Here is a 21,731-nt window from a genome sequence, read left to right as displayed (position 1 = left end):
GCACAGTTCTGTGAACGGCGTGTGACAGCGGGCAGCCTCTGCGTCAACATGGCGTTACCTTAAATAACCGGACCGGGACGTTATGACGATTATCTTGATGCGACACGGTAAACCCGATCATCCTGCCACAGGGCGTCTGAGCGCCCAGGCGCTGGCGGCATGGTGCGAAGCCTACGATCTTTCCGCGGTCAGCGATGGCCCCCCGGCGCGCAGCATCCATATCGCCCGTCAGGCGGCGGTGGTGGTCTGTAGTCCGCTACCACGCGCGCGCTCCTCGCTGAGTCAGCTCGGCCTGCACCCGCACGAGATTGATGAGCTGTTCAGCGAAGTGGCGCTCCCGCTGCTGCGCGCCAGCGCCGTGCAGCTGCCAACCCTGTGCTGGCTGGCCCTGCTGCGGACGCTGTGGTTCTGCGGCTATGCGGGTGAAGCGGAGTCGTTGCGACGTGCGCGCAGCCGCGCCTCGGCGGCGGCGGAGAAGCTGATTGACCACTCACAGCGCGGCACGGTGCTGCTGCTCGGTCATGGCATCATGAACAAGATGATTGCGCGCGAACTGCGTAAACGTGGCTGGCAGGCGGAAAAACATGCCAGCAGCCGTCACTGGAGTTCCGCCATCTATCACCGCCCGTTTATCTGACCGAGCGGAAAGTAGCCCAGTACCTCACAGCCGGTGCCGACCCGCGGCGTGGCAATCACCTTACGTTGTGTCAGATCGATCACGCTCAGCGTGCCATCATCCTGATTCGCAATCAGCAGCTGTTGCCGATCCGGCGTGAAACAGCCATCCATCGGCATATTGCCGACCCTGATGTCGCCCAGTGGATTCAGCAGATCGTCAAACAGCGTCACTAACGGCTCCTGATCGCCAATCGCTACCAGCTGTTCCCCATCGGCACTGAAGCGCACCACCTGACAGGGCCGCTGATGCCCCGGCAGCGTCAGGCGCTGGCGAATACGGTGGCTTTGCCGATCGATCACATAGAGCAACGGCGCGTCGGCCGCGCTGGCCACCAAGTAGGGATGCTTTGGTGAGGCGGCGATGCCGGCAATCGGCCCCGGCAGCAGGATGGTATCAATCACCCGCCCTTCGGCTTCGCACAGATCCACCACGGTGATGGTGGCGTCCTCTTCGTTATCGGTAAACAGCTTACGGCCGCTGGGCGACAACGTCAGGCGATGGGCGTTGTGCGACGGGATCGGAATGATCTTTTCGACTTTGTCGCTCTCAGGATCGATCACCGCCACCGCCGCACTCTGCTCACAGCAGAGATAGACTTTGCCATCGCGACCCAGCTGGCCGCTGTGCGGCGACCGCAGCGGCGACAGATCGATAAAGCCGCTGATCTCGCGCCGCTGTAAATCAATCACGGCCACTTTATGGCCGGGATGCGGGTTGTTGCCGTGCACGCCGTCGCCATAAATCGGCACATAGGCTTTATTCCAGGGGGCCAGCATCAGGAGTTCATGCGGTCGCGGCGGAAAAGCGTTCAGCTCCCGCTCGACCGCGAACGTTTCCGGGTTGAGAAACAGGACGCGGTTGCCCTGCTTATCGACCGCCAGTAAACCGTAAGATGCACTCTGCATGCGCGCTCCTTTCTCAGTAAGTTCCTCTTAAGCGTAGACAATCGCTTCTGCGCTGTCTGATTCCAGCGATTGATGAGCCTGGCTAACACAGCGCTTTAACCGCAATCTCTGCGGGCTTTAGCAGCCACACCGCAGCATAGCTAAACCCGCTGGGGTGATATTCAGAAATTCCTTAATTCACCGGTGGATCTTATTTTTGTCATTGATTAACGCCGGTAAATTTATTATCTGACCCGTTTGTTTCCGTATTATCCTAAAGTCGAAAAAAGAGATAGCTACGCGATAAATAATGTTTTATTAAAAAGGTGCAGTGCAATTTAAATAGCCGTGAGGAAACTATCGCGCGCTTTTACACTGCGTCACCATCAGGGAAAACCGATCATCGCATCCCGCAGACAAAGAGATTGCAGCCCGCGTGCAACACCATCTGACGACGCGATCGGTGCAGCATTTAGCGCCTGCAACAGCGCGGGAATATAAAAATAACAGGTGAACCATGACTTCACATCGCCAACGCCCGGCTCATAAAATCTGGCGCAGCTGGAAGAGAATATCCTTCAGTAGCCAGATGCTATGGAATAAAAAACAGCAGAGTAAGCTCAGCGCACCGGAATATGATCCCGGCCAGGAAGAGAATGTCGTGCTGTTCGCCCAGCCAAAAACATTACCGGAGATCCCCAGAATCGTCTGGATGTACTGGCATAACGATGATCTGCCGACTTCCATGGCGCTGAATATCAGTAAAATCCGGCGGGATAATCCCGATCACCAGCTTCATCTGATTACCCAGCGCACCCTGGCGCAGTGGCTGCCCGATCTCGACTTTATCTCTGCTGACCTGACGCTGGCGCACAAAAGTGAAATCATCCGGCTGGAGCTGATTCACCGTTATGGCGGCATCGGCATCGATTGCAGCACGCTGCTGTTTGAGGATCTCAGCTGGGTGCATCGTGTTCACCAGGCGCGTCCGATGGATCTGATCGGCTACTACCGTGAGCAATCGACGCTGAATCTGCTCGCGCCCGTCACGGAGAGCTGGTTTCTGGCGGCCGCGCCGCACAATCCTTTTATCCGCGAATGGCTGAAACAGCTGGCACCGGTTAAAAACCTCGGCATCCAGAACTATGTTCATGAGCTGAAGAAGCGCGATGATTTTCCGCTGCTGGTGCAGAATATCGACAATCCCTCACGCCAGCTGCTGTCGCTGGCGCAGCAGGTCGCGATGCGTGAATACCGACGCGCCAATCTCTATCTGCGGAAAGGTGAGGCCAGCGCCTGGTACTACCAGCGCCTGCATGCTGACAGCAGCAGCGCCTTTGCCCGGTCAGTGTTGTTTCAGCAGCGACCGCAGACTCCGCCGCCGATTATCAAATTAACCGGCAACGAGCGGCTGCATCTCGATTTTAACCTGCGGCTTGGCCTCTACAACCGCCGCAGCCTGATGGGTGAGATGATGCACACCGCGCCCGCGGCGCTGGGACTGCCGTTAACCGTCAAAGCGCGCGCGTAGCCAGTGGGTGAAGGTCGTCACCGCCCGTGGCACCTGCGCCGCCCAGGGCCGCACTATCCATAAACGGCTGGCAAACGCTTCGACTGGCTGCCACGCTGGCAGCACCTGGATCAGTGAACCGGCGGCCAGTGCTTCGCGGGCGCTGAAGTCAGGCAGCATGGCAATCCCCAGCCCCTGCAAAGCCGCATCGCGTATCGACTCGCTGTTGTTGGTAGCGAAGCTGCCCTGAATACGCACCTGAACCGGTTCGCCCTGCGCGGTGGTGATAAAACGCCAGCGCGGTGACTCCACGCCGCGGGGATAGTAGAGGCAGTTATGCCGCGCCAGATCCGGCGGCGTCAGCGGCGTGCCCTGCGCTTTCAGATAGGCGGGTGACGCTACCAGCAGCGTCCGGGTTTCGCACAGCGGCAGCGCCACATGGGTCTCCGGCAGCTGGTCACTGTGGCGGATCGCCAGATCAAACCCTTCGCTGCTGAGCGACACAATGCGATCGGTCACCTCCAGTTGCAGGCGCACCTGCGGATAGTCGCGCAGAAAATCCCCGATAAGCGGCACCAGCTGCTGACGGGCGAAGGCCACCGGCGCGGTGACACGAACCAGGCCACGTACCGGCCCGGCGGTGTCACGCACCCCGAAAAAGCTCTGTTCGATGCGGGCAAACGGCTCGCGCAGCTCCTCCACCAGCTTCTCGCCCGCGGCGGTTAGCCGCACGCTGCGCGTGGTACGCTGCACCAGCAGCACGCCAGCTATCTCTTCCAGCTCTTTAATTTTCTGGCTCATGGCGGCCTTACTCACCTCAAGCCGCTGCGCCGCGCGGGTAAAACTGCCCTGCTCCGCCAGCACCGTCAGCCAGTGCAGATGATCCCACAGCGCATCAGTTTTCATCTCTTTCATGATTATTGTTCAGCATAGTGAATAATCATTTCAGCCTACGCGCTTTTTCTCAGCGGATAAAGCCGTCAACATAGGGCTCTTATTTACCGGGAGGAGTCCGCTATGCCACTGCTGCAATTCGATGTTATTCAGGGTCGTTCAGAGTCAGAACTGCGTACGCTGCTGGATGCAGCTCACCGCGCCGTGCTGACGGCGTTTAAAGTACCGATGCGCGATCGCTATCAGATTGTTCATGAAAACAAGCGTTACCAGATGGTTTTTCAGGACACTGGCCTGGGATTCAGCCGCAGCGACAACCTGGTGATGGTGAGGGTTTACACCAGCCCGCGCAGCAGCGAACAGAAGCAGCAGTTTATGGCTGAGCTGGCGCGTGAACTGCGGGAGCACTGCGGCGTAGAGGGCAACGATTTAATGATCAGCTTTATCACCAATGACAAAGGCGACTGGAGTTTTGCTGACGGCGAGGCCCAATATCTCACCGGCAAACTCTGAAATCGCCCCGGACTGCCGCACGCCCGACGGTGGCCGCCAGCCACCGTCACGCCTGATAACTTCCCTTCTGTAATGACACGCCTTTGATCTGCCGATTACCGCACAATTCGGCCCCGATATGTTGCAGCCCGGTGACAGCCAATATAGATTGTCGAAAAACCATCCCCCGAAGATGGCCGGTGACGTGAAGCCCCGCGTCACCCTGCAAAGAGAGGATTTACCGTTGTCCGAATTCGTGTCAGTCGTACTGTTTCTGGCCGCTATTGCAATCTATTCCTGTAAAGCCGGGCGTAACAAATTCTGGTTCACGCTGGTGTTAATCCTGCTGGTGCTGTTTGTGGTGCTGAACGCCACGCTCTATGCCAGCAACTATTTCACCGGCGACGGCATCAATGATGCGGTGCTCTACACCCTGACCAACAGCCTGACCGGCGCGGGTGTCAGTAAATATGTGGTGCCGGCGATTGGGCTGATTATTGTGCTGTTTCTGCTGTTCTGTCTGCTGTCGTGGCTGCTGCGACGGCGTCAGCATCCGCACCATATCGGCTGGTCGCTGCTGGCGGCGATCTGCGCGCTCGGCTCGGTGCAGACTACCCCGGCTTTTCGTCAGGTGACCTCCCTGATCCGCTCGCACACCCAGCTGGCCGGGTCCGACTTCGACACCTTTTACAAGGTGCCGCGCAAACGCATTGAACAGCCGCGACTCAACGTGGTTTATATCTATGGCGAAAGTTTAGAGCGCACCTATTTTGATCCCATCGCCTTTCCCGGCCTGGCCCCGGAGCTGAGCCGGTTGAAAGATCAGAGCATCGATTTCAGCCAGACCGAGCAATTGCCAGGCACCGACTACACTATTGCGGGCATGGTCGCCTCACAGTGCGGCATTCCGCTGTTCGCGCCGTTTGACGGCAATGCGTCTGCTTCACTTTCCAGTTTCTATCCGCAGAATGTCTGCCTGGGCGACATCCTGAAAAACTCCGGTTATGAAAACTGGTTTATTCAGGGGGCCGATCTGCGCTTCGCCGGAAAAGATCTGTTCCTGAAATCGCACGGCTTCGATCCCGCTAACCTCTATGGTTCGCAGGAGCTGAAAAGCCGCGTCGCCGATCCCGCCTACCGCAATAACTGGGGCTACTACGACGATACGGTGATGGAAGAAGTGTTTGAGAAATATCAGGAGCTGTCACAGGCCGGGAAGCCCTTTGCGCTGTTTACCCTGACCGTTGATACCCATCATCCCGACGGCTTTATTTCGCGCAGCTGTGAGCACAAGAGCTACAGCATCGAGGGGAAGCCTAACCAGTCCTTCAGCGCGGTCGCCTGTTCGCAGGAGCATGTGGCGCGGCTGATTGAGCGCATCAAAGCGTCGCCGTGGTTTAAAAACACCGTGATTGTGGTGACCTCCGATCATCTGGCGATGAACAACACCGCGCATCCGTGGCTGATTAAACAGCCGCGACGTAATCTGTTTATGGTGATCCGGGGTGATAAACCGCAGGCGGAACGGATTGAGGCGAAGCGCAGCACGCTGGATAACGGCGCGACGCTGCTGGATATTCTCGGTGGTGATAACGCCATTGGCCTGGGCCGCAGCAGCCTCTCTTCGCTCTCCCTTTCGACCCAGTTTGACGATATGAAGAGTAAGGTGACGAGCTGGAAGCCCGATATTATCCAGCTGTGGAACTTCCCGAAGAAGATGGACAGCTTCACGGTGGATCAGGCGAAGAACACCTTCAGTTTCTCAGGCACCACCTTTAAATTACCGATTCTGTTCCGCATCGGTGATAAACATATCGAGCCGATGCCGGAAGGGGAGTATTCGGCACCGCTGCGCTATCAGCTGGCCGATTTCGCCTCAGAGGATAAATTCCTTTGGGTGGATCGCTGTTTCAAAATGGCGCGCCTGTGGCAGCCTTCGCTGGCGCTCTCAGGGGATCTCTGCGTGGCGATGGGTCAGCTGGGGAGCACGCCACAGGTCACGCACATCGATAAACCGCAGTGGAAAGGCAGCGTGCAGTTTCCGCCGGGGGCCACCAGCAATGAGCGCTATCAGCAGAACCTGGCGCAGATCCGCATTGAAGATAACAACATTCGCTACAGCGCCGATAGCTTCCGGCTCGATGTCCCTGGCGCGCCGCAGAACGTCAAAAACTTTAGCGGCATCTCGCGGCCTGAAAGCTGGGGGCGCTGGTCTAACGCCAACCTCGCGCCTGAAGTGCGGATCGATTATGTCGATGCCCTGCCCGCTAAGTTCGATCTGGTGATTACCGCCCGTGCCTATGGCGCGAATGCGCATCAGGCGATTCCGGTCCGGGTGGGCAATCAACAACAACTGCTGTCGCTGGGCGAAGAAATATCTACCCATACCCTGCATTTTGACAACCCGGACGCCAGCCATAGCCTGGTGATTGCGCCCCCCGAACCGCAGATAAGTAACGTCGGCAATATCACCGGCCAGGACCCACGCAAGCTGGGCATCGGCATGGTCGAGATCAAAATTGTGCCTCAGTCTTAACCGCTGTTTTTCTCGGTGCCTCTGCGGCTGACCGCAGAGGCACCGCCTTCCCCCCTCTGCTAAATATTGCGACAGCGCTCGCACGCTGCTGCACGTTACTTGTTGTACTAATTGATATTTTTCAGCATGGCGCGCAAAATATAACCGGCCTGATGGCGACGCCACTTTTCTCTGTCATCATGCTGTTATCGCCGTATTGCCCAGGGAGAGGCCAGCATGACAAGCGCAGTGATGAGTACCCACAAGGCTTTTAAAGCTCTGCAACGGGCAGGGATCGAAGAGCAGCAAGCGGAGGCGATGGTGGAGATCTTTACAGAGATGCAGCAGGCTGAGCCAGCCGGAGAGGTCAGGAAACAGTTAGGTCAGCTTCAGACCAAAGCTGATCAGACTCACGAGCAGCTCAGCAGCGTGGAAAGAAAAACCGATAAGCTGGACATCCGCTTTAATGAGCTGGAAAACAAAGTCGATAAGCTGGACATCCGCTTTACTCAGCTGGAGAGCAAAGTCGATAAACTGGACATCCGCTTTAATGAGCTGGAAAGCAAAGTCGACAAGCTGGACTTCCGTTTTACTCAGCTGGAAAGCAGAGTCGATAAGCTGGACGCCCGCCTTACTCAGCTTGAGAGCAAAGTCGATAAGCTGGACACCCGCTTTAATGAGCTGGAAAGCAAAGTCGATAAACTGGATGTCCGCCTGACTCAGCTGGAAAGTAAAGTCGATCAGCTGGACATGCGTTTTACTCAGCTGGAGATACGCTTTACTCAGCTGGAGAGCAAAGTCGATACGCTGGATGTCGCTATCACCCGCATGGCGGCGGTTATGGAAAATCTCAGAAATGATGTGGTGACCCTGACAACGGATATGCGCTGGATAAAACGGTTATCGATCCTCATGACCACCACCCTGCTGGTAGCCGCCCTGAAAGAGATTTTCATCTGATACCGGAGCGGCCCGGTCAGCGCCTTACGCTTCCCACGCGGCTGACCGTCGGCACTGCATAGCCAGCCAGCAGCTAAACTACCGGGCTTGTTATTCCGCGCGGCCAGGGCTGGGCGGAGCGGCAATGGAGTGACGAAGCATCAGACGGGCATCAAAGCATGGCATCGGCCCGACGGCTTCGCCGCGAATTTCCGCAATCAGCCGCCGTGCGGCTTCACGGCCCATCTCATACACCGGTTGCGCCACCACCGTCAGCGGCGGTGTGACAATCTCACTCCACGGGAAGTTGTCATACATCACAAAAGAGAGATCGGCAGGGATACGCAGTTCGCGCTGGGTCACTTCCCGCAGCAGCCACATCGCCACCACGCTGTCAGAGGCCACCAGCGCCGTCGGTGGCTGCGGGCGCTGCCACAGTTCGGCCACGATCCGGGCGATCTCCGCTTCGTCCAGCGCATTCACTTTCACCAGCGTCGGATCAAATTCCACACCCGCGGCGGCAAAAGCCTGCATCATGCCGCCAACGCGCTGAGCGACCGGTGTCAGGCCAAAATCGCCGGGCGTGCGGTAGTCGGTCGCCAGAGCCATGCTGGTGATATAGGCGATATGGCGGTGGCCCGCTTCCAGTAACCGGCGGGTTGCCTCAGCAGCCACCTGGGTAAATTCACAGCAGATCGCCTCCACATCCAGATCGTTCACCGCACGATCAAAAAACTTCAGCGCCCTCCCCTCTTCCCGGACCTGGATCAGGTGGCTGTTGTGCTGATGCTCTGAACAGCAGGGCGCAACGATAATGCCATCAACCCGCTTTTCCAGCATCACCCGCACCGCGTCCTGTTCTGCCTGCAACTTCTCGTCGCTGTTACTGAGCAGCAAATGGTAACCGGCGGTACGCGCCACATCCGCCATGCCACGCAGCGCAAGGCCAAAATGGGGGTTTTCAATATCGCCGACAATCACCCCAATGGTATTGGAACGTCCGGTGTTCATGCTGCGGGCCAGGGCATTCAGACGGTAGCCCAGCGCGGAGGCCGCGCTGTTGACCCGCTCCTGCACCTCATCACTGACCGCCCCATAGCCTCCCAGCGCACGCGCCGCCTGGGCTTTGGAGACCTTTGCTGCGCGCGCCACATCCGCCACGGTAGGCGCTTTCGATTGTCGTTTCTGACTCGTCATAATTATTTTGAATCACAGGTTGATGACAGGAATATTGACGCCGAAAAAAGGCTGTGCTTAAACTCATTGTAACTCCTTGAGACCGGTCTCACAACGCCCACGTCTTAAGTTGTCACCTGCGTTGAGACCGGTCTCAATTATAATCGCCGGCTCAACAGTCTCTGATGTTTAAACCTGCAAAAACGGATGAGCTATGAAATCGCAAATCACACTGGGCAAACTGCTCGGCACCACGCTCGCACTCTGTTCTCTGTCGTTCTCTACGCTGGCTGCCAGCGACAACAATCCCTATGGGCTGATTGAACCGGGTCAGCTCCGCATCGCCAGCGTCGGCGACTCCAAACCTTATACCTTCACCGATGCCCGAGGTCAGTTCACCGGCTTCGACGTCGAATTCTTCAAAAACGTGGCCCATCGGCTCGGCATCGATAAGGTCGATTTTATTGGTCAGGACTTCTCGGCCATCATGCCGGCGGTCGCCAACGGTCAGTATGACGCGGCGGTGGCGGCTATCGGGATCACCCCGGCGCGTGAAAAAACCGTCGATTTTTCCACCGGCTATCTGGCGGGATTTCTCACCGTGCTGACCCGCCCCGACAGCGGCGTGAAGAATGTCGCCAGCCTGGCAAAACGCCGGCTCGGCGTGGTTCAGGGCACATTGCAGGAGAGCTATGCCGTCGCGCACTTCCCCCAGACCGATCTGGTGCGCTTCCCGGATAACAACAGCGCCGTCTCCGCGTTAAACAACGGCACACTCGACGCCACCTTCCTCGACTACGAGGCGGCAAAAAGCTACGCCGCACGCTTTAAGTTAGTCTCCGCCGCCGACATTCCCTCGTTTGATGCCCCGGCTGGCATCGCCATTGCCAAAGGCAAACCCGCTTTTAAAGCCGCGCTGGACAAGGCCATCAAAGCCGCCATGCAGGATGGCACCTGGCAGCGGCTCTATCAGAAGTGGTTCCCCGGCTCCCCGATGCCAAAACAGTATCTGCCTGGCGGGCAGTAAAGAGGCGGACGTTCGCGTCCTGAGTTAACCGGGGGAGACCCCGCACTGCATGGAGACGGCGATGGACTTGCTCACAATTCTTTCCCGCACCTTCTTTGATTTTCCATCCATGATGGAAGTACTGCCGCAGATGCTGACCACCGGGCTGGTCAACACGGTGATTATCTCACTGGCAGCAACCCTGCTCGGCACGCTGTTCGGGCTGCTGCTGGCGCTGATGGGCATCTCGCCTTCGCGCTGGCTGCGCCTGCCAGCCCGGATCTATACCGATCTGTTCCGCGGTCTGCCATCGATTCTGACCATTCTGCTGATTGGTCAGGGTCTGGCGCGCTTCAGCTACCAGCTGTTCGGTCCGACGCCCTACCCGCTGGGGATCTTCGCCCTTAGTCTGATCGCCAGCGCCTATATGGGCGAGATTTTTCGCGCCGGTATTCAGAGCGTTGAACGCGGCCAGATGGAAGCCTGCCGCGCGCTGGGGATGAGTTATGGCCGGGCAATGCGACGGGTGGTGATCCCACAGGGGATCCGCCGCGTGCTGCCCGCCATCGTTAATCAGTTCATCGCCATCATCAAAGATTCCTCGCTGGTCTACCTGCTGGGCCTGATGACCCAGCAGCGGGAACTGTTTCGCGTGGGCCAGGACGCGGCGGTGCTCAGCGGCAACCTGTCACCCCTGATGCTGGCCGGACTGTTCTATCTGATTATCACTGTGCCGCTGACGCACATGGTCAACTATGTCGATGTGCGTTATCGCACCGGGCGGCGTCGTCTGACCGCACCGCAAAGCGGCTTAAAAGAGGTGGATGAAGTCAGCGTGCCCGGCGGCGCGCTGGTCACTCAGCCCCGGCTCGGAGGCAACCATGAATAACCTGAACGGCGCGAACTGGCACGGTGCCAGCCTGGAGCTGCGCAACCTGACGCTGGCCTACGGCCCGATTGAGGTGCTGCGTAACGTCTCGCTGCGGGTCGCACCTGGCAGTACCACCTGCATTATCGGGCCATCCGGCTCGGGTAAATCGACACTGCTGCGCGGCATCAACCGGCTGCATGAGCCGCAGTCGGGGGATGTGCTGCTGGCTGATCGGTCCGTGCTGCGCGATAAGCCTGATGCGCTGCGGCTGCGGATTGGCATGGTGTTTCAGCACTTTAATCTCTTCCCCGATCACAGCGCGCTGGAGAACGTGGCGCTGGCACCGTGGCGGGTCAAAGGTCTGCCCAAAGCGCAGGCGATGGCGATTGCGCGTCAGCGGCTGGAAGAGGTGGGCCTGGGTCAGCGCGCCGATCACCGGCCACGCGATCTCTCCGGCGGCCAGCAGCAGCGGGTCGCGATTGCCCGCGCGCTGGCGATGGACCCTGAGGTGATGCTGTTTGATGAGGCGACCTCCGCGCTCGACCCCGAACTGGTGAAAGGTGTTCTGACGCTGATGGCAGATCTCTGTCGTCGCGGCATGACGATGGTGGTGGTGACACATGAAATGGGCTTTGCGCGCAAAGTGGCGGATCAGGTGGTGTTTATGGACGAAGGCGAGATTGTTGAAGCCGGGCCGCCAGGCGCCATTTTTGATGCACCGCAGTCGCCACGCCTGCAACGTTTTCTCTCTGAAGTGCTGTAACTGAGCAAGGAACCTGATAATGGCGGTAAAAACTGAAATGAAAGTGGTGGTACTGGGTGGTGGCGTCATCGGTGTCTCGACGGCGCTGGAACTGGCAAAACGGGGGGCAGCGGTGACGCTGGTGACCGAAGCTGCGCTCTGTTCCGGGGCATCAGGGCGTTCACTCTCCTGGCTCAACTCGGCGGGTGAGCGCTCCCGGCCCTATCACGCGCTGCGCATGGCGGGTATCGATCGCTATCGCACCCTGTTTGCTCAACATCCCACCCTCGACTGGCTGCGTTTTGATGGCGGGGTCTGCTGGTTCAGCGACGATGCCGCCGGAACAGAGGCGCGGCACGCCTATGAGAAAGCACACGGTTACGATTCGCAGCTTATGACCGCGGCTACCGTGGCGCAGGCGGACGCGACCATCGATCCCGACGCGCTGCCGTCGCAGGCGATATTTAACCCCGGTGAAGGCTGGGTCAGCCTGCCCCACCTGACAGAGTATCTGGTGGATCAGTTCCGGGCTCTGGGGGGTGAAGTGATCGAACACGCCGGTAAAGCCAGCGTGATCACCGAGCAGGGCCGCGCCTGCGGCATCCGCAGCGAGCGGGGTGAACAGCGGGCAGATGCGGTGGTGGTCGCCTGCGGCCCCTGGACCCCGGATGTGGTGGCGCCGCTGGGCGTGACCATTCCCAACGGATCGCCGGTCTCGATGCTGGTGATCACGGAACCAACCGGACACCAGCTCAGGGCGGTGCTGAACACCCCACGCGCCGCCGTGCGGCCCAATCCCGGCAACCGTTACGCTCTTGATCATGACTGGTATGAGGCTGATATCCAGCCGCTGGCGGGAGGCGATTACCATATTGACCAGCAGGTGGTGGCAAAGCTGGCTGAGGAGGCGAGCCGGCTATTACGGGGCGACGAGCCGCTGAACGTCGAGAGCTGGAAGATGGGTCTGAAGCCGATTCCGGGGGATGGCGATCCGGTGCTGGGACAACTGCGCAAGGTGCCAGGCTGTTATGTGGCGTTCACCCATTCGGGGGCAACGCTGGCGCTGATTGTCGGTGAGTTACTGGCGGAAGAGATCGTCAGTGGCGAGCCGCATCCGATGCTGGCCAGCTTTAACGCGGAGCGGTTCAGCTAAAAAAAAGCCGGTCATCATGACCGGCCGATCGGTTTAACCACGGAAGAAAATATCGCCCGATTTACCCATGACGATTTTGCCGGTGTCATTGGTGATCAGAATGTAGTTGGCGTTGATATAGGCCCAGTGGGTATTTTCCTGCGGTGCAGGCAGATTACGTTTCTGCCACTCGCCGATGGTGTAGGTTTTCTCCATGTACTTCTGAGGCACCGTATCACCGATTTTGTACTCTTTGTAGTCGATGATAATGGTGCTGAGATCGTAGCTCGGGTGCGCGCCATTAGAGGGAGACGGCGTGGTCGGCGTGATCCCATCGTTGGACGGTGAGCTGGTCGGGGCCTGGCTCTGCGCGGCACCGGCATCCGGTGTCGCAGGCTGGGCATCAGGATTAGCGGGCTGAATCTGCGGCGGTGGCGGAACATTATCTGTTGCTTCGCCAGCGGCCTGTACACCAGGGATCAGGCTCAGCGAGCCAACCAGTAATCCCATTGAGAAAAGTAGACGTTGAGTCCTGCGCATAATGATTTCCACGTTAAATTTTGACAGACAGGCTAAAGACACTCTTTATAGCCATACAGTTCCTGAGCGCTGACGCTAAGTGCAAGGAAAAACACCGCTATTTACTTTACGGCACGCGGGTCACTGCCCGACTACTCTATCCTGAGTTGCCAGATCGACCAACAGCGCAATGCCTGAATAGTGGCTCCAGTTAAAGGCGTGCTGTAGCACTACGATGGCATTGCCGTTCAGTTTATCGTAGCCGATAAAACCGGAATAGCCGCCGATATAGCCCACCAGCCAGGGGATCGGCTGCCCTGCCACGCGGTCGGTGGCCCAGGCGATATTCTGGCTCTGAGTGCCCTTCAGCTACCATGACTGGTTAACCGCCGCAAACGCCCGATCCCGTGCGCTGCTGTAGAGACGGGCTACCGCCACCATGTTGCCGGGAAAATGCCAGTCGGGAGTCAGTTCACCCCGGCGGGTAAATTTCGGCCGATCGCCCGTGTGACCCAGCGCGCGCGGCGGATAGCCGCTCAGCGAGGGAAAATGGGGTTAAACCGCGCTTCAGCGCCGTGACGTTACGGGCGGTAAAGGCTGCGGGTTAGCTGTGTTGCGGCCCACAAGGGTGTACACTGCTGCGGCTTTATGGCTCAACGCCTTGCTAAAATTTTTGACACGCCCGGGAGGCAACCGCATGAAAGATGGCCCACTGTCCGAGAAAGAGCTGCAATGGCTGGAAGATATGCTGGAAAAATATGGCAGTGAAGCGTCGATTCTCGATGTCTCCGAGCTGGACGGTCTGCTGACCGCGGTGCTCTCCGGTCCGGTCACGGTGGAGCCGAGCCGCTGGCTGGTGGCGCTGTGGGGTGGCGAAAAGCAGATCCCGAAATGGAGCAATGAACGTGAGATGACGCGCTTTATGTCGCTCTGTTTTCAGCACATGAATGACGTTGCTGACCGCTTATCTGAATTCCCTGAGCAGTTCGAACCGCTGTTTGGCATCCGCGAAATGGAAGGTCTGGAATTTACCGTGGTGGAAGAGTGGTGCTTCGGCTATATGCGCGGCGTGGCCCTCACCGACTGGTCAGCTCTGCCGCCAGATTTGCAGCCTGCGCTGGATGCCATCGCCTTACATGGCGTGGAAGAGAACCTCGAAAAACTCGACGCCATGTCACCAGACGAGATGGAAGCAAGTATTGAGGCGATCCGCCCGGCGGCGCTGGCGCTGCACGACCACTGGATCTCCCAGCCGGAAGCGGTGCCGGAGCCGCAGAAACCGATCGCGGTAGAGAAGCTGCCAGGCCGCAACGATCCCTGCCCGTGCGGCAGTGGCAAAAAGTATAAGCAGTGCTGTCTGCATTGATCGCTGACCTTACCGCACCATCGGCCGGGCGGCTGTTCCGCCCGGCTGGTATTACCCGCCGATCCGCGTCGATCGTGACTGCCTCACCCCTTCCCCACGCTTATCTGAATCACTGTTCAAGACTTGAACAGCCTCACGCTTATCGCTAAGGTAAGCGCGATTTTACCCGCCAGGAATGAAACATGATCACCATCGCGCTTATTGACGATCACCTTATCGTCCGCTCCGGCTTCGCCCAGCTGCTGAGCCTGGAAGCTGATTTCCAGGTGGTGGCGGAGTTTGGTTCCGGCCGTGAGGCGCTGGCGGGCTTACCGGGCCGTGGCGTGCAGGTCTGCATCTGCGATATTTCGATGCCGGATCTCTCCGGGCTGGCGCTGCTGAGCCAGCTGCCAGCGGGATTAGCCACCATCATGCTGTCGGTACACGACAGCCCGGCGCTGGTGGAGCAGGCGCTCAACGCCGGTGCGCGCGGCTTTCTCTCCAAACGCTGCCATCCCGATGAGCTGATCGCGGCGGTGCGCACCGTCTCTACCGGCGGCTGTTATCTGACGCCGGAGATCGCGATTAAGCTGGCCACCGGCCGCCAGGATCCGCTGACCCGGCGCGAACGTCAGGTGGCGGAAAAACTCGCCCAGGGCATGGCGGTCAAAGAGATCGCCGTTGAGCTGGGGCTGTCGCCAAAGACCGTGCATGTCCATCGGGCCAACCTGATGGAGAAACTTGGCGTCAGCAACGATGTTGAGCTGGCGCGCCGCATGTTTGACGGCTGGCAATGAGCCCGTTCTTCTCGCGGCTGATCTCGGTTGTCGCCAGCTATTTCATCTTCTCGGCGGCCTGGTTCTGTCTGTGGAGCATCAGCCTGCATCTGGTGGAGCGCCCGGAGCTGGCGGTGCTGCTGTTCCCGTTTGGCCTGCGGCTGGGGCTGATGCTGCAATGTCCGCGCGGTTACTGGCCAGTGCTGCTGCTGGCGGAGTGGATCATGCTGATCTGGCTGGCGCATGAGGTGGCGCTGGCGCATCTGCCGCTGTTGATCGCGGGTGGCGTGCTGACGCTGCTGCCGGTGGCGCTGATCTCCCGTTACCGCCAGCAGCGTGACTGGCGCACCCTGCTGAGCCAGGGTGCCGCACTGGTGGCCGCCGCCCTGCTGCAATCGCTGCCGTGGGTGGGCCAGCAGGCGATGCTGACCGTGCTGCTGCTGACGCTCACCGGCGGGCTGACGCTGGCCCCGACCTGCCTGGTGATCTGGCACTATCTCACCAGTACCCGCTGGCAGCCGCTGGGTCCGGCGCTGATTTCGCAGCCGGTAAACTGGCGTGCCCGCCATCTGATCTGGTATCTGCTGCTGTTTGTCATCAGCCTGTGGTTGCAGCTTGGCCTGCCCGCGGAGCTGTCGCGCTTTACGCCATTTTGCCTGGCGCTGCCGATTATCGCGCTGGCCTGGCACTACGGCTGGCAGGGAGCGCTGATCGCCACGCTGATGAACGCCATCGCGCTGATCGCCAGCCAGACCTGGCACGATCATCCGGTCGATTTACTGCTCTCGCTGCTGGCCCAGAGCCTGACCGGGCTGCTGCTGGGTGCGGGTATCCAGCGGCTGCGTGAACTCAATCAGTCGCTGCAAAGTGAGCTGGCGCGTAACCGCCGTCTGGCTGAGCGGCTGGTGGAAACCGAGGAGCATGTGCGTCAGGAGGTGGCGCGTGAGCTGCACGATGATATTGGCCAGACCATCACGGCGATCCGCACCCAGGCGGGCATTGTGCAGCGTCTTGCGCCCGATAATCACCGGGTGATCCAGAGTGGCGCGCACATCGAGCAGCTGTCACTCGGCGTCTACGATTCGGTGCGGCGTCTGCTGGGTCGGCTGCGGCCGCGTCAGCTGGATGACCTGTCGCTGGAGGAGGCGGTCCGTTCCCTGATGCGTGAGATGGAGCTGGAAGACTACGGCATCGTCACCCATCTCGACTGGCGCATCAACGAGAGGCTGCTGAGCGAAGTGCAGCGCATCACGCTGTTTCGCGTCTGTCAGGAAGGGCTGAACAATATCGTTAAACATGCCAGCGCCAGCGCCGTGACGCTCAGCGTCTGGCAACAGGATGAGCGGGTAATGCTGGAACTTGAAGATGATGGCTGCGGCCTGCCGCCAGGGTCGGGTCAGCAGGGTTTCGGGCTGGCCGGGATGCGCGAACGTGTCACCGTGCTGGGCGGCTCGCTGACGATCTCCTGTACCTTTGGCACCCGCGTCAGCGTGCGGCTGCCGCTGCGCCCGGTCTGAGGAGCCTCTGTGTTTAACTTTCTGAAAACCCCCATTAATGCGCCACCTTTGCAGGATAAGCAGGCGATCGATAGCCGCTATCGCTACTGGCGACGGCATATCATGGCAACCATCTGGATCGGCTATGCGCTGTTCTACTTTACCCGTAAAAGTTTTAACGCAGCGGCCCCGGAAGTGATCGCCAGCGGCGTGATGATGCGTACCGATATTGGCCTGCTGGCCACGCTGTTTTACATCACCTACGGCCTGTCGAAGTTTTTCTCCGGTATCGTCAGTGACCGCTCCAACGCCCGCTATTTTATGGGGCTGGGGCTGATCGCCACCGGCGTGGTCAATATCCTGTTTGGCTTCTCCACCTCGCTGTGGGCTTTTGCCCTGCTCTGGACCCTCAACGCCTTTTTCCAGGGCTGGGGCGCGCCGGTCTGCGCGCGCCTGCTGACCAGCTGGTATTCGCGTAACGAGCGCGGTGGCTGGTGGGCGTTATGGAACACCGCGCACAATGTCGGCGGAGCCGTTATCCCGATCGTCATTGGTGCGGTGGCGCTCCACTATGGCTGGCGCATCGGGATGATGATTGCCGGCAGCCTGGCGATCCTCGCCGGGCTGCTGCTCTGCTGGCGTCTGCGCGACCGGCCTCAGACCGTGGGACTGCCCGCCGTTGGCGACTGGCGACAGGATGAGATGGAGATGGCTCAGCAGCAGGAGGGCGCGGGCCTGAGCCGCAAAGAGATCCTGACCCGCTATGTGCTGCTCAACCCCTATATCTGGCTGCTCTCGCTCTGCTACGTGCTGGTCTATGTGGTCCGGGCGGCGCTCAACGACTGGGGCAATCTCTACATCTCCGAAACCCTGGGGGTCGATCTGGTGACAGCGAATTCAGCCGTTACCCTGTTTGAGCTGGGTGGAGTCATCGGCGCGCTGGTGGCGGGCTGGGGCTCGGATAAGCTGTTTAATGGCAATCGCGGACCGATGAATCTGATCTTCGCCGCCGGCATTCTGCTTTCGGTCGGCTCACTCTGGCTGATGCCGTTCACCAGCTATGTCATGCAGGCCGCCTGCTTCTTTACCACCGGTTTTTTTGTTTTCGGCCCGCAGATGCTGATTGGCATGGCGGCGGCGGAATGTTCGCATAAAGACGCCGCGGGCGCGGCTACCGGCTTTGTCGGCCTGTTCGCCTATCTCGGCGCATCGCTCTCCGGCTGGCCGCTGGCGTGGGTGATCGACATCTGGCACTGGAGCGGCTTCTTTGCGGTGATTGCCACCGCCGCGGGCATCTCTGCCCTGCTGCTATTGCCATTTTTAAACGCTCAGGCCCCGCGCTCCCGGCCTGAAGCGTGATACGCCTCTCCTTTTTGCCCTGAGTGGGGCAAAACTAAGAAATTTTCCTGGTTTCGCCTGGATGCTGTCTCAGGCCACGCTGGCGAAGGGTTTTTACAATGCCAGCCATTCGCTGCCGCTGGCAGCTTTTCCAACCAGGAGAATCCCCTTCCATGCTGGCCTTACTCAAACAGGTGCGCAAACCGACGCTGGATCTGCCGCTCGAAACACGGCGCAAGATGTGGTTTAAGCCCTTTATGCAGTCCTATCTGGTGGTCTTTATCGGCTACCTGACCATGTATCTGATCCGCAAAAACTTTAACATTGCGCAGAACGATATGATCACCACCTACGGGCTGAGTATGACGCAGCTGGGGATGATCGGCCTTGGCTTCTCCATCACCTATGGCGTCGGGAAAACCCTGGTCTCCTATTACGCCGACGGCAAAAATACCAAGCAGTTTCTGCCGTTTATGCTGATCCTCTCCGCCATCTGTATGCTGGGTTTCAGCGCCAGCATGGGCACCGGTTCCGTCAGCCTGTTTCTGATGATCGCCTTTTATGCCTTAAGCGGCTTCTTCCAGAGTACCGGCGGTTCCTGTAGCTACTCCACCATCACCAAATGGACCCCGCGCCGCAAGCGTGGCACTTATCTGGGGATGTGGAACATCTCTCACAACCTCGGTGGTGCCGGAGCGGCGGGCGTCGCGCTGTTTGGTGCCAATGTGCTGTTTGACGGTCACGTTATCGGGATGTTTATCTTCCCGTCAGTGATCGCGCTGATTGTCGGCTTTATCGGCCTGCGCTACGGCAGTGACTCCCCGGAATCTTATGGTCTGGGCAAAGCGGAAGAGCTGTTTGGCGAGGAGCTGAGCGAAGAGGACAAAGAGGCTGAAGATGAGTCGATGACCAAATGGCAGATCTTTGTCGAGTACGTGCTGAAGAACAAAGTGATCTGGCTGCTCTGCTTCGCCAATATCTTCCTCTATGTGGTGCGCATCGGCATTGACCAGTGGTCAACGGTCTATGCCTTTCAGGAGCTGAAGCTCTCTAAAGAGGTGGCGATTCAGGGCTTTACCCTGTTTGAAGTGGGCGCGCTGGTCGGCACGCTGCTGTGGGGTTGGTTGTCCGATCTGGCCAATGGCCGTCGTGGGCTGGTGGCCTGTGTCGCCCTGGCGCTGATTATCGCCACGCTGGGGATCTATCAGCACGCCAGCAACCAGTATATCTATCTGGCCTCGCTGTTCGCGCTGGGCTTTCTGGTCTTTGGTCCTCAGTTGCTGATTGGCGTCGCCGCGGTCGGCTTTGTGCCGAAAAAAGCGATCGGTGCCGCAGATGGCATCAAAGGGACTTTCGCCTATCTGATTGGCGACAGCTTCGCCAAACTGGGGCTTGGCATGATCGCCGACGGCACGCCGATTTTCGGCCTGACCGGCTGGGCCGGCACCTTTGCCGCGCTGGATACGGCGGCTATCGCCTGTATCTGCCTGATGGCGCTGGTCGCGGTGATGGAAGAGCGTAAAATCCGCCGCGAAAAACGGCTGCAACGGTTAAAAGCCGCGTAAATCTCCGCTCTGGCCCGGTGTTTACCGGGCTTTTTTTTGCTGCAAGCCGACGGCCTGAGTTACCCAGGCTTTTGCTTTTTCCACCGCAGGCCACATCCATTAATATTTTCGCCACTATGCGCCTTGCCCGGTTATGCGCTGCCGGACGTCCTCTTTTCCCTGCGTTTTTTATTGTTTCACACGCCCGCAATTATTTCCGCCCACCGTCATCTGATGGTCAGCCTGCCCGCCAGGTTGTGGCCACCTTTTAATATTTACTTAGCCAGGGGCCTTTGTTTAGATAAATGCTGACAGAGTGAATAACGGATTAAGCGGACCCTGACGATGATGAAGACGCTGACTGAGCGGCAACTGACGATTATGCGACAGCTTATTTCTCATAACAGTTATGTGAGCCTGCAAGCTATTTCAGAAAAAACGACCATTCCCGTCAGAACGCTACGCCGGGACATTGCCGATATTAACGATAAACTCTCTGACCAGGGGATCAGCCTGAGTGGAAAAAGTGGGAGAGGGATCACAATTAAATTCGCGAATTCTCAGTCGGAAATAGCCGCGCGGCGGATTTTCTCTGCCGAAGCGGATGATTTCAGCAGCAACTTCAGAATGCTGAAAATAGCCTCTGATCTGTTGATGCTGTCGCCAAAAAGCTCTTCTGTCAGCGAGCTGGCGGATAAATATTTTATCAGTCGTGCTTCGATAGTGAATGATTTGAAAACACTGCAAGCCTGGTTACATCAGTTTGACTTAACCTTATTAAAAAGCCGTGCCGGCACCAGTATTAAGGGCAGCGATCACAATATTCGCCTGGCGATGAAAGCGCTGGTGCTGAAATCGATTTATAACCATCAGGATATGATGGAAAGCCGTCTGGATGAGAGCACATTGCAGGAGCTTTCAGAGAAGTTTGGCCAGCAGGCTGTCCATTTTACCCTCCAGTTAATTAATTTTATTGAACAGCAGCTGCAATATACGATTAGCGATCCTTACTATATTAATTTATTTACCCATATTCTGGTGCTGATCCACCGCAGTCACTCACCGGTAGCCCGGCCAGATGCCCGCGCGGTCTCCCTCAGCCGGATCAGCGATCCTGACGCCTGGCAGGTGTCACTGGCGGTGATTGAACGCATCGAAACCGCTTACAACACGCTGCTGGTGGCGGAAGAGTCGCACTCTATCTACCAGTATTTAGTCTCCTCCGGGAAAGCGGGCGGCGAGACACCACTCTGCGATGACACGCTGATTTCGGAACGTGAAACCCGCTTTGCCGAAGCGCTGATTGACCGGGTGGCAGAGCGGATCAACATCGCCATCACCACCGACCCGACGCTGCTGGCTTCGCTCTGCTCACATATCAAACCGATGCTGAACCGCCTCAGATACCGCATCCGCATTAAAAATCCGCTGCTGCACGATATTCAGACCGAACTGAGTACGGTGTTTGCCGCCGTGAAAGCGGTCATCAGTGGGCTGACCCAGGAGTATCGCCTGGATGAGATCAGTGATGACGAGGTCGCTTACCTGACGGTGCATATTCAGGCGGCAATCGAAAACAGCATCCGGGTAAAACGGGTGCTGCTGGTCTGCTCCAGCGGCCTGGGCACCTCGCAGCTGCTCTATGGCCGGATTATCCGCGCCTTTCCCGACTGGAAGATTATTGACATCGTGCCGGGGAAAAATATCGCCGACTCCCTGAAACGCCATGAGTGTGATGTGGTGATTTCCACCATTCGTCTGGAGCCGCTGGAGAAACCGGTTGTCTATGTCTCGGCGCTCTTTTCGGCCAAAGATATTGCCAGGGTAACAGAGTGTCTGGTTTCGAATTCGATTAATTAATGATAACGGAGAA

General features: G+C 58.4%; 19 protein-coding genes and 1 pseudogene. 15 read left to right on the top strand and 5 right to left on the bottom strand.

The window, feature by feature from the left end; all coding sequences use genetic code 11:
- The first annotated feature begins 82 nt into the window (after positions 1-82).
- Positions 83-637, top strand: coding sequence for a histidine phosphatase family protein (locus ACCW71_RS13050; protein WP_436371972.1), 555 nt, complete (start codon positions 83-85; stop codon positions 635-637).
- Here ACCW71_RS13050 and ACCW71_RS13045 read toward each other — a convergent pair.
- Positions 619-1,584: a WD40 repeat domain-containing protein gene (locus ACCW71_RS13045; RefSeq protein ID WP_436371970.1), complete on the bottom strand. Its 966-nt coding sequence runs from the start codon at positions 1,582-1,584 to the stop codon at positions 619-621. The two genes, ACCW71_RS13050 and ACCW71_RS13045, sit on opposite strands and share 19 nt — an antisense overlap.
- 496 nt (positions 1,585-2,080) lie before the next feature.
- Here ACCW71_RS13045 and ACCW71_RS13040 point away from each other — a divergent pair, with 496 nt between their 5' ends.
- On the top strand, positions 2,081-3,094 hold the full coding sequence (locus tag ACCW71_RS13040; protein WP_436371968.1) for a glycosyltransferase family 32 protein: 1,014 nt from the start codon (positions 2,081-2,083) through the stop codon (positions 3,092-3,094).
- Here the strand turns inward: ACCW71_RS13040 and ACCW71_RS13035 are convergent.
- A complete protein-coding gene (locus ACCW71_RS13035; protein WP_436371966.1) occupies positions 3,071-3,988 on the bottom strand; it encodes a LysR substrate-binding domain-containing protein in 918 nt (305 codons plus the stop codon). The two genes, ACCW71_RS13040 and ACCW71_RS13035, sit on opposite strands and share 24 nt — an antisense overlap.
- 102 nt (positions 3,989-4,090) lie before the next feature.
- On the opposite strand from ACCW71_RS13035, the gene ACCW71_RS13030 reads away from it, so the two are divergent.
- From ACCW71_RS13030 to ACCW71_RS13020, 3 genes are all read left to right on the top strand, one after another.
- Positions 4,091-4,480: a tautomerase family protein gene (locus tag ACCW71_RS13030; RefSeq protein ID WP_436371964.1), complete on the top strand. Its 390-nt coding sequence runs from the start codon at positions 4,091-4,093 to the stop codon at positions 4,478-4,480.
- Between the two features lie 223 nt (positions 4,481-4,703).
- Positions 4,704-6,995 (top strand): phosphatidylglycerol--membrane-oligosaccharide glycerophosphotransferase, encoded by a 2,292-nt coding sequence (opgB, locus tag ACCW71_RS13025; RefSeq protein ID WP_436371962.1) that lies wholly within the window; start codon positions 4,704-4,706, stop codon positions 6,993-6,995.
- 216 nt (positions 6,996-7,211) lie between these two features.
- On the top strand, positions 7,212-7,934 hold the full coding sequence (locus tag ACCW71_RS13020; RefSeq protein ID WP_436371960.1) for a hypothetical protein: 723 nt from the start codon (positions 7,212-7,214) through the stop codon (positions 7,932-7,934).
- A gap of 90 nt (positions 7,935-8,024) precedes the next feature.
- Here the strand turns inward: ACCW71_RS13020 and ACCW71_RS13015 are convergent, their stop codons facing one another.
- Positions 8,025-9,110, bottom strand: coding sequence for a LacI family DNA-binding transcriptional regulator (locus ACCW71_RS13015; RefSeq protein WP_436371958.1), 1,086 nt, complete (start codon positions 9,108-9,110; stop codon positions 8,025-8,027).
- A 193-nt stretch (positions 9,111-9,303) separates the two neighbouring features.
- Between ACCW71_RS13015 and ACCW71_RS13010 the strand changes: the two genes are divergently transcribed.
- From ACCW71_RS13010 to ACCW71_RS12995, 4 genes are all read left to right on the top strand, one after another.
- On the top strand, positions 9,304-10,116 hold the full coding sequence (locus ACCW71_RS13010; RefSeq protein WP_436371956.1) for an ABC transporter substrate-binding protein: 813 nt from the start codon (positions 9,304-9,306) through the stop codon (positions 10,114-10,116).
- Between the two features lie 61 nt (positions 10,117-10,177).
- On the top strand, positions 10,178-10,984 hold the full coding sequence (locus ACCW71_RS13005) for an amino acid ABC transporter permease (RefSeq protein ID WP_436371954.1): 807 nt from the start codon (positions 10,178-10,180) through the stop codon (positions 10,982-10,984).
- The gene (locus ACCW71_RS13000; protein WP_436371952.1) at positions 10,977-11,729 is read left to right on the top strand and encodes an amino acid ABC transporter ATP-binding protein; all 753 of its coding nucleotides are present in this window, start codon (positions 10,977-10,979) and stop codon (positions 11,727-11,729) included. Before ACCW71_RS13005 ends, ACCW71_RS13000 begins: the two co-directional genes overlap by 8 nt.
- A 19-nt stretch (positions 11,730-11,748) precedes the next feature.
- Positions 11,749-12,861, top strand: a complete 1,113-nt coding sequence (locus ACCW71_RS12995; protein WP_436371951.1) for an NAD(P)/FAD-dependent oxidoreductase — start codon at positions 11,749-11,751, stop codon at positions 12,859-12,861.
- Between the two features lie 33 nt (positions 12,862-12,894).
- On the opposite strand, the gene ACCW71_RS12990 is transcribed toward ACCW71_RS12995, so the two are convergent.
- Together ACCW71_RS12990 and ACCW71_RS12985 are read right to left on the bottom strand one after the other, a co-directional pair.
- The gene (locus ACCW71_RS12990; protein ID WP_436371949.1) at positions 12,895-13,380 is read right to left on the bottom strand and encodes an RcnB family protein; all 486 of its coding nucleotides are present in this window, start codon (positions 13,378-13,380) and stop codon (positions 12,895-12,897) included.
- A gap of 120 nt (positions 13,381-13,500) precedes the next feature.
- Positions 13,501-13,902 (bottom strand): annotated as a pseudogene (locus ACCW71_RS12985) (serine hydrolase domain-containing protein); the annotation flags it as partial.
- A gap of 154 nt (positions 13,903-14,056) precedes the next feature.
- Here ACCW71_RS12985 and ACCW71_RS12980 point away from each other — a divergent pair.
- The 6 genes from ACCW71_RS12980 to ACCW71_RS12955 all read left to right on the top strand — a co-directional run bounded on the left by ACCW71_RS12980 (position 14,057) and on the right by ACCW71_RS12955 (position 21,718).
- On the top strand, positions 14,057-14,725 hold the full coding sequence (locus tag ACCW71_RS12980) for a YecA family protein (RefSeq protein WP_436371947.1): 669 nt from the start codon (positions 14,057-14,059) through the stop codon (positions 14,723-14,725).
- Positions 14,726-14,907: 182 nt separating this feature from the next.
- A complete protein-coding gene (gene uhpA / locus ACCW71_RS12975) occupies positions 14,908-15,501 on the top strand; it encodes a transcriptional regulator UhpA (protein ID WP_436371946.1) in 594 nt (197 codons plus the stop codon).
- The gene (gene uhpB, locus ACCW71_RS12970) at positions 15,498-16,997 is read left to right on the top strand and encodes a signal transduction histidine-protein kinase/phosphatase UhpB (protein ID WP_436371945.1); all 1,500 of its coding nucleotides are present in this window, start codon (positions 15,498-15,500) and stop codon (positions 16,995-16,997) included. Before uhpA ends, uhpB begins: the two co-directional genes overlap by 4 nt.
- A gap of 9 nt (positions 16,998-17,006) precedes the next feature.
- Positions 17,007-18,335, top strand: coding sequence for an MFS transporter (locus ACCW71_RS12965; protein WP_436371943.1), 1,329 nt, complete (start codon positions 17,007-17,009; stop codon positions 18,333-18,335).
- A gap of 152 nt (positions 18,336-18,487) precedes the next feature.
- Positions 18,488-19,879 carry a hexose-6-phosphate:phosphate antiporter gene (gene uhpT, locus ACCW71_RS12960; protein ID WP_436371941.1) on the top strand — a complete coding sequence of 464 codons (1,392 nt, stop codon included), beginning with the start codon at positions 18,488-18,490 and terminating at the stop codon, positions 19,877-19,879.
- A gap of 324 nt (positions 19,880-20,203) precedes the next feature.
- Positions 20,204-21,718, top strand: coding sequence for a BglG family transcription antiterminator (locus ACCW71_RS12955; RefSeq protein ID WP_436371939.1), 1,515 nt, complete (start codon positions 20,204-20,206; stop codon positions 21,716-21,718).
- Positions 21,719-21,731: the final 13 nt, after the last annotated feature.

The organism is Pantoea sp. C2G6 (assembly GCF_051336815.1).
Lineage (GTDB): Bacteria > Pseudomonadota > Gammaproteobacteria > Enterobacterales > Enterobacteriaceae > Pantoea.
This window is presented reverse-complemented; position numbering and strand designations above follow the sequence as displayed.

Coding starts and splice junctions, on each gene's coding strand:
- ACCW71_RS13050 (WP_436371972.1), top strand. CDS start 83: ATGACGATTATCTTGATGCGACACGGTAAACCCGATCATCCTGCCACA.
- ACCW71_RS13045 (WP_436371970.1), bottom strand. CDS start 1,584: ATGCAGAGTGCATCTTACGGTTTACTGGCGGTCGATAAGCAGGGCAAC.
- ACCW71_RS13040 (WP_436371968.1), top strand. CDS start 2,081: ATGACTTCACATCGCCAACGCCCGGCTCATAAAATCTGGCGCAGCTGG.
- ACCW71_RS13035 (WP_436371966.1), bottom strand. CDS start 3,988: ATGAAAGAGATGAAAACTGATGCGCTGTGGGATCATCTGCACTGGCTG.
- ACCW71_RS13030 (WP_436371964.1), top strand. CDS start 4,091: ATGCCACTGCTGCAATTCGATGTTATTCAGGGTCGTTCAGAGTCAGAA.
- ACCW71_RS13020 (WP_436371960.1), top strand. CDS start 7,212: ATGACAAGCGCAGTGATGAGTACCCACAAGGCTTTTAAAGCTCTGCAA.
- ACCW71_RS13015 (WP_436371958.1), bottom strand. CDS start 9,110: ATGACGAGTCAGAAACGACAATCGAAAGCGCCTACCGTGGCGGATGTG.
- ACCW71_RS13010 (WP_436371956.1), top strand. CDS start 9,304: ATGAAATCGCAAATCACACTGGGCAAACTGCTCGGCACCACGCTCGCA.
- ACCW71_RS13005 (WP_436371954.1), top strand. CDS start 10,178: ATGGACTTGCTCACAATTCTTTCCCGCACCTTCTTTGATTTTCCATCC.
- ACCW71_RS13000 (WP_436371952.1), top strand. CDS start 10,977: ATGAATAACCTGAACGGCGCGAACTGGCACGGTGCCAGCCTGGAGCTG.
- ACCW71_RS12995 (WP_436371951.1), top strand. CDS start 11,749: ATGGCGGTAAAAACTGAAATGAAAGTGGTGGTACTGGGTGGTGGCGTC.
- ACCW71_RS12990 (WP_436371949.1), bottom strand. CDS start 13,380: ATGCGCAGGACTCAACGTCTACTTTTCTCAATGGGATTACTGGTTGGC.
- ACCW71_RS12980 (WP_436371947.1), top strand. CDS start 14,057: ATGAAAGATGGCCCACTGTCCGAGAAAGAGCTGCAATGGCTGGAAGAT.
- uhpA (WP_436371946.1), top strand. CDS start 14,908: ATGATCACCATCGCGCTTATTGACGATCACCTTATCGTCCGCTCCGGC.
- uhpB (WP_436371945.1), top strand. CDS start 15,498: ATGAGCCCGTTCTTCTCGCGGCTGATCTCGGTTGTCGCCAGCTATTTC.
- uhpT (WP_436371941.1), top strand. CDS start 18,488: ATGCTGGCCTTACTCAAACAGGTGCGCAAACCGACGCTGGATCTGCCG.
- ACCW71_RS12955 (WP_436371939.1), top strand. CDS start 20,204: ATGATGAAGACGCTGACTGAGCGGCAACTGACGATTATGCGACAGCTT.